General features: G+C 35.6%; 3 protein-coding genes. 1 reads left to right on the forward strand and 2 read right to left on the reverse strand.

The window, feature by feature from the left end:
• Positions 1-181: 181 nt before the first annotated feature.
• Positions 182-526, reverse strand: a complete 345-nt coding sequence (locus tag Q0L68_RS16245) for an antibiotic biosynthesis monooxygenase (RefSeq protein ID WP_296705206.1) — start codon at positions 524-526, stop codon at positions 182-184.
• Positions 527-904: 378 nt separating this feature from the next.
• Here Q0L68_RS16245 and Q0L68_RS16250 point away from each other — a divergent pair, with 378 nt between their 5' ends.
• Positions 905-3,121 (forward strand): prolyl oligopeptidase family serine peptidase, encoded by a 2,217-nt coding sequence (locus tag Q0L68_RS16250; protein WP_296705208.1) that lies wholly within the window; start codon positions 905-907, stop codon positions 3,119-3,121.
• A gap of 56 nt (positions 3,122-3,177) precedes the next feature.
• Here Q0L68_RS16250 and Q0L68_RS16255 read toward each other — a convergent pair.
• A partial coding sequence (locus Q0L68_RS16255) for a TonB-dependent receptor (protein WP_296705209.1) occupies positions 3,178-4,977 on the reverse strand: 1,800 nt, incomplete at its 5' end.

Raw genomic sequence — 4,977 nt, forward strand, 5'->3', positions numbered from 1 at the left:
ATACGTATTATATGCCTTCAGGAGATCCTAGACCTTATAATTATTCACTATATCAGCGTTTAGCTTAAAGAAAAGAAATCTATCTCTAAAGCAACCTTTAAATCAATATCTAAAAAAAAAGCTATGACAACTGATGCCATAGCTTATTGAAAAGATTTATCTTTTAAAAAGTAGTTTCAATCTATAATGCTAGGTATAAAGAATTACTTGTGATTGGTAAAGGTGCTATAGCTGCTTTAAGTTCCTCAGATAAATTGCCATACATATCACCTCCGAAATCTGAAATTTCGAAGATCTTTCCCAGCAAGTCTCCAACATTTGCAATATGAGCCAAAACAGATTCTGAATTCTTATAAGTCTCCAAAACATGGCAAACAGTTCCCTCAGAATTTAGATACCATTCATAGCGCTCAGCACCAGTTTCATTGGCTTTTACCCTTGCGATACATTGTGGGATTAAATCTTTAAATTCTGATTCCTTTCCGGGATGTATCTGAAACTTCGCAATCAAGTGTATTTTTTTCATGACTTTTTATGTTTGGTATATATTAAGCTATTGAAAATAAGGAAGAAATACAATGCCTGTACTATTTATGATTGAGCTTAGCTTGATTGATTATTTAAAAAATATCGTTTGTTTAAGTCTCTTGAAAGAGGGATTAAACCAACTTTTGAAAATCAGTGATCCTGTAAGAGCCCCAAATTGACCTAATATATGGCAACCAATAGTATTGAAGTATTCATCTTTCATCCGTCATTGGTCTTTCGATCTGAGGACCAAATACTATAGCAAAGTCCGGCAATATGAACTTGATTCTTTAGTCAACATAAAATTAGTATCAGATAAACCTTCAGGCAAATTTTTAATAAATTGGCTTACCTTGTTTTAACCAAACTTTGATTCATGCAAAAATTTAATTTTTACTACCTATCTATTTTTCTTTGGATTTTTATTGTTTTCTCCAGTTTTGCTCAAAAAGGAGCCTTTACTGCGGATGATGCTATCAGAGTAAAAAGTTTGGGTAATCAAACATTATCTAACGATGGGAAATACCTAGCCGGAATAATCAGAGATGGAAGCGCTCGATTTGATACGGATCACTTTAGATATCAGGATCCAAGCTATACAAATGTTTACCCTGGTGAATTGGTAATAATCAATACAGATGATGCTTCGGAAATTCGACCTTATGAAGAAAAAGCTAGGGTGACTTCCATAACATGGGCTCCAAATAATACTGAAATCGCATTTTTGGAAGAAAAGTCTGAAAAGCTTCATTTGATGGTTTTCGATATCGCTCGAAAAAAGCTCAGAGAAATTACCATAACTGGAAGCCCCATACTCGCAGATTCAGATCTAACTTGGACGGCAGATAGCAAGTCGCTAATTGTGCACACAAGGGAATCAGGTTGGATGACTAGGGCTATGGATCTTTATAATGAGGCCACAAAAGGCCCGATTGTAGTTTATGATGGCTCCAAACCTTTTCTAAAATGGGATGATATCAGAAGAATAAATCTTCTTACAGAAGTACATCAGGTAAATGTATCCAATGGCAAAGCTGTTAAACTTTTGTCTGAATCAGAATATAATGGATTAAACGTCACGGAAGATGGTCAACATTTGATTTTCACTGAGAATTTTCGTTTAAAAACTGCTTACGAACGAAACAAAGGAACAGAATTTCAAACAGCATATTTGGATTTGACTCAACAAGATTCAGCAAAAATAATCTATCCACGGAACGAGAAAAGAAGAGATTTTACCTGGACTGAAAGTAAAAATAAATATGCTTGGGTTGATTCGGGCTATGTTTATGTTCAGACACTAGGGGAAGAAAATGCTAGAAACCTGACTAAAGGAAAAGAATACTTAGATGAGGAAAATAAGAAAGAGGTAAAATTTTCGATTATGGCCTGGAGTCCGCAGGAAGGCCAATTAATGCTAAGTTCAGACAAAGGATACTGGTTGGCAGATGCAGTTGGGGACAATTTAGAAATGATCTATGAGTTACCTGAGGATAAAGTAGAGACTCCTAACTTGGATTTTATAAATTGGTCTCAAGATGAACGTTATCTATTTTTTAGCTATTCCAATAAAGATAAATGGGAGCGAGGTTTCACTAGGTTCGATTTAGAAACCAAGCAAATGGAAAACCTCCTGATCGATACTAATTTGTATTCAAATGTTCAAGCCTCAAAGGACGGAAGCAAATACATTCTAAGTTTTTCTGACGGCGATATGCCATCTAATGTCATGGCTGCTGATGCAAGTTTTAACAGCATGAAAGCCTTGACTGATCTGAATCCTTGGATTAGTAATAAAAAACTAACCAGATCTGAATTAATAAGTTACCGTGATGTGGATGGGAAAGAATTGAAAGGGATTTTATATTATCCAGTAGATTATGAGGAGGGTAAAAAATATCCACTTGTTTGTGAAGTCTATGAAACCTTTTTTGATAATGGATTTAATTCCAGAATGAATCTTATTGCCAACCAAGGATATTTTGGCCTTCGTCCATCGGTAGATCTTGAAATAGGTTATCCAGGTGAAGCTTGGGTAAAAGGAATTACTTCAGCGATTAATAAATTGGTGGATGAGGGGAAGGTAGATAACGATAAAGTTGGAGTGCATGGAGTGAGTTATGGAGGTTATGCAACTTCATTGTTGATCACTCAAACTGATCGATTTGCGGCAGCAATCAATATTTCTGGAAAGGTTAACATCATCAGTTTTTTAGGAGATAGTCCGAAAATCGGAACCCGTAATTATTCAGCAGCAGAAGTTGGACAAGATAGAATTGGGGGCTCTCTTTGGGACGAACCGTTGAAATATTTTGAGACAACTGCCGTATTGCATGCTGACAGGATCAAAACACCTCACCTCATTTTAACTGGCGAAGGGGATTGGAATGTACCTGGAACGAACTCCCGTGAACTCTATTACGCCATGCGTCGCTTGGGCAAAGATGTGGTTTGGATAAACTACCTTAAAGGCGGTCATGGAGCAGGCTGGGCAAGTAATGAAAGTGATTACCACGATCAATGGAAACGAATCTTTGACTTTTACGAAAAGCAGTTTGCCAAAGAAAAAAAGAAAGAAAATACTGACCAATAAATAATTTCTTTAAAGACTTAATATTTACTAGAGGATGGATTATTATCCATCCTTATTTAGAAATTATACCTCGCTGAAAGTAATACTATTCTTGTTTCTTCTTTAGAGTAGAAATCCTGAGAGAAGCTACTCGTCAAAGAATTACCCGCATATCTTCTGGTGTCAAATATATCTCGAACACTTAAGGTTACACTTCCTTTTCTATCCATAAAGGATTTTTGAATACTACTGTCGATGTAATATACTGCTAAGCTTTTTCCCTGAGCTTGGATTTCAGGCGATTCATAGTTTGCTGCAATCTGAAAGTTGAATCCTAAAGGAAGTTTGAAGTCTTGATTAAGCTTAGCATTCCAAGTAAAACCATCATTTGTAAATTCCTCATCGATATTAGATGCGTTTACCGCAATTCTAGAAAAGGTCAAACCTCCATTTAGAGAATACCAATCTGCGATTTCTGCCGTTCCGACGAATTCCACTCCATACAATTCTGCAAAGAGCAAATTGTCAGGTTGTGAGTAAGAGATTCCATCTTCGACGATAGTAATAAAATCAATTTGGTTATTGATTTTTCTATAGAATAAATTCGTTGTCAAACTGGTCTTTTCAAAATTTGCTAAATGACCTAGTTCGAATGAGTTAATCATTTCTGGAATCAAATTTGGATTTCCTCTTCTTACATTCAAGCTGTCAGTAATATTGGGAAATGGGTTTAATCTCCATGCTCTTGGTCTATCGATTCTTCTACTGTATGTAAACTTGATTCCATGATTTTCATTGAGATTATATAATCCCTGTACACTTGGAAAAAGGTTGAAGTATCGTTGCTGATTAGCTTCATCAGAATTGTACAAATAGGTGTCTACTTGAGTAAACTCACCTCGAAGTCCAAATCCATATTCAAATTTTGACTTACTTCCAGAATACAAAACATACCCCGCATGTATTTGATCTTGATACAAAAATCGATTGCTCACAGAAGGGTCTGTGACAAAATCCTGACTTCCTTCATCTAAGCGTTGGTATTGAAAATCATTGTCGAATTCTCTAAAATTAGATTTCAAGCCAGTTTCAAAATTTCCATTCTCCAGAGGCTTGATATAATCTGCCTGTACCACAGTTATATTTCTAACCTCATCGGTAAAAGCTCTTTCTCTGCCCGTTAGATTTTCTGGTGTTGGATTTAAAGTATTATTATAAATCTCAATATTCTGGGTTTTAAACTGGTTTCTGTAAGAATGACTTGCAGTAGCTCTAAATAGATGACCTTTCTCCTTGAAATCATGTTGAAAAATTAATGCATTATCTAGACCATCATCAGTTTCATTTTCATCATTCCTTCTCACATAATCAAAATTCTGTCCATTCCGTACTTGCTCCGCAAATAATGTATTAAGGTCAAAGCTTTCATTTGCTTGAAATACTCCTTCATAGCTTAAGGTATTTTTTCCAAAAGTGTAGTCTACCCCAAAATTTAAATTGTTACCAATTCTTTGATCAGAACTATTAGTCGTTTGATCGAGTGTTTCATTATCCTCAAAAATATTTCGGGTAGAATTTCGCTCACCTACAGATTTCCAATTTCTGTGATTATAGCCTCCATAAAAATTGAATTTGAAATTTCTGTGGTTTAATCTTCCGCCAAAATTGGATCGGTTTCTTGTACCATAAGTTCCTTCAAATCCCCCATGAGTGCCCAACTCAATTCCTTTTTTCAAGACAATATCGATCACTCCTCCTTCTGCTTCAGCATCATATCGAGCATTAGGATTGTTGATAATTTTAATCTCTTCTACTACGCTGGCGGGCAACTGATCCAAATTTTGGGTTAAAGAGGAATTCCTTCCGTTTATCAGAAT

The sequence above is a fragment of the Algoriphagus sp. genome, assembly GCF_024642405.1.
GTDB lineage: Bacteria > Bacteroidota > Bacteroidia > Cytophagales > Cyclobacteriaceae > Algoriphagus.

Excerpts from the sequence above, each read along its gene's own strand:
- Q0L68_RS16245 (WP_296705206.1), bottom strand. The coding sequence starts at position 526 with ATGAAAAAAATACACTTGATTGCGAAGTTTCAGATACATCCCGGAAAG.
- Q0L68_RS16250 (WP_296705208.1), top strand. The coding sequence starts at position 905 with ATGCAAAAATTTAATTTTTACTACCTATCTATTTTTCTTTGGATTTTT.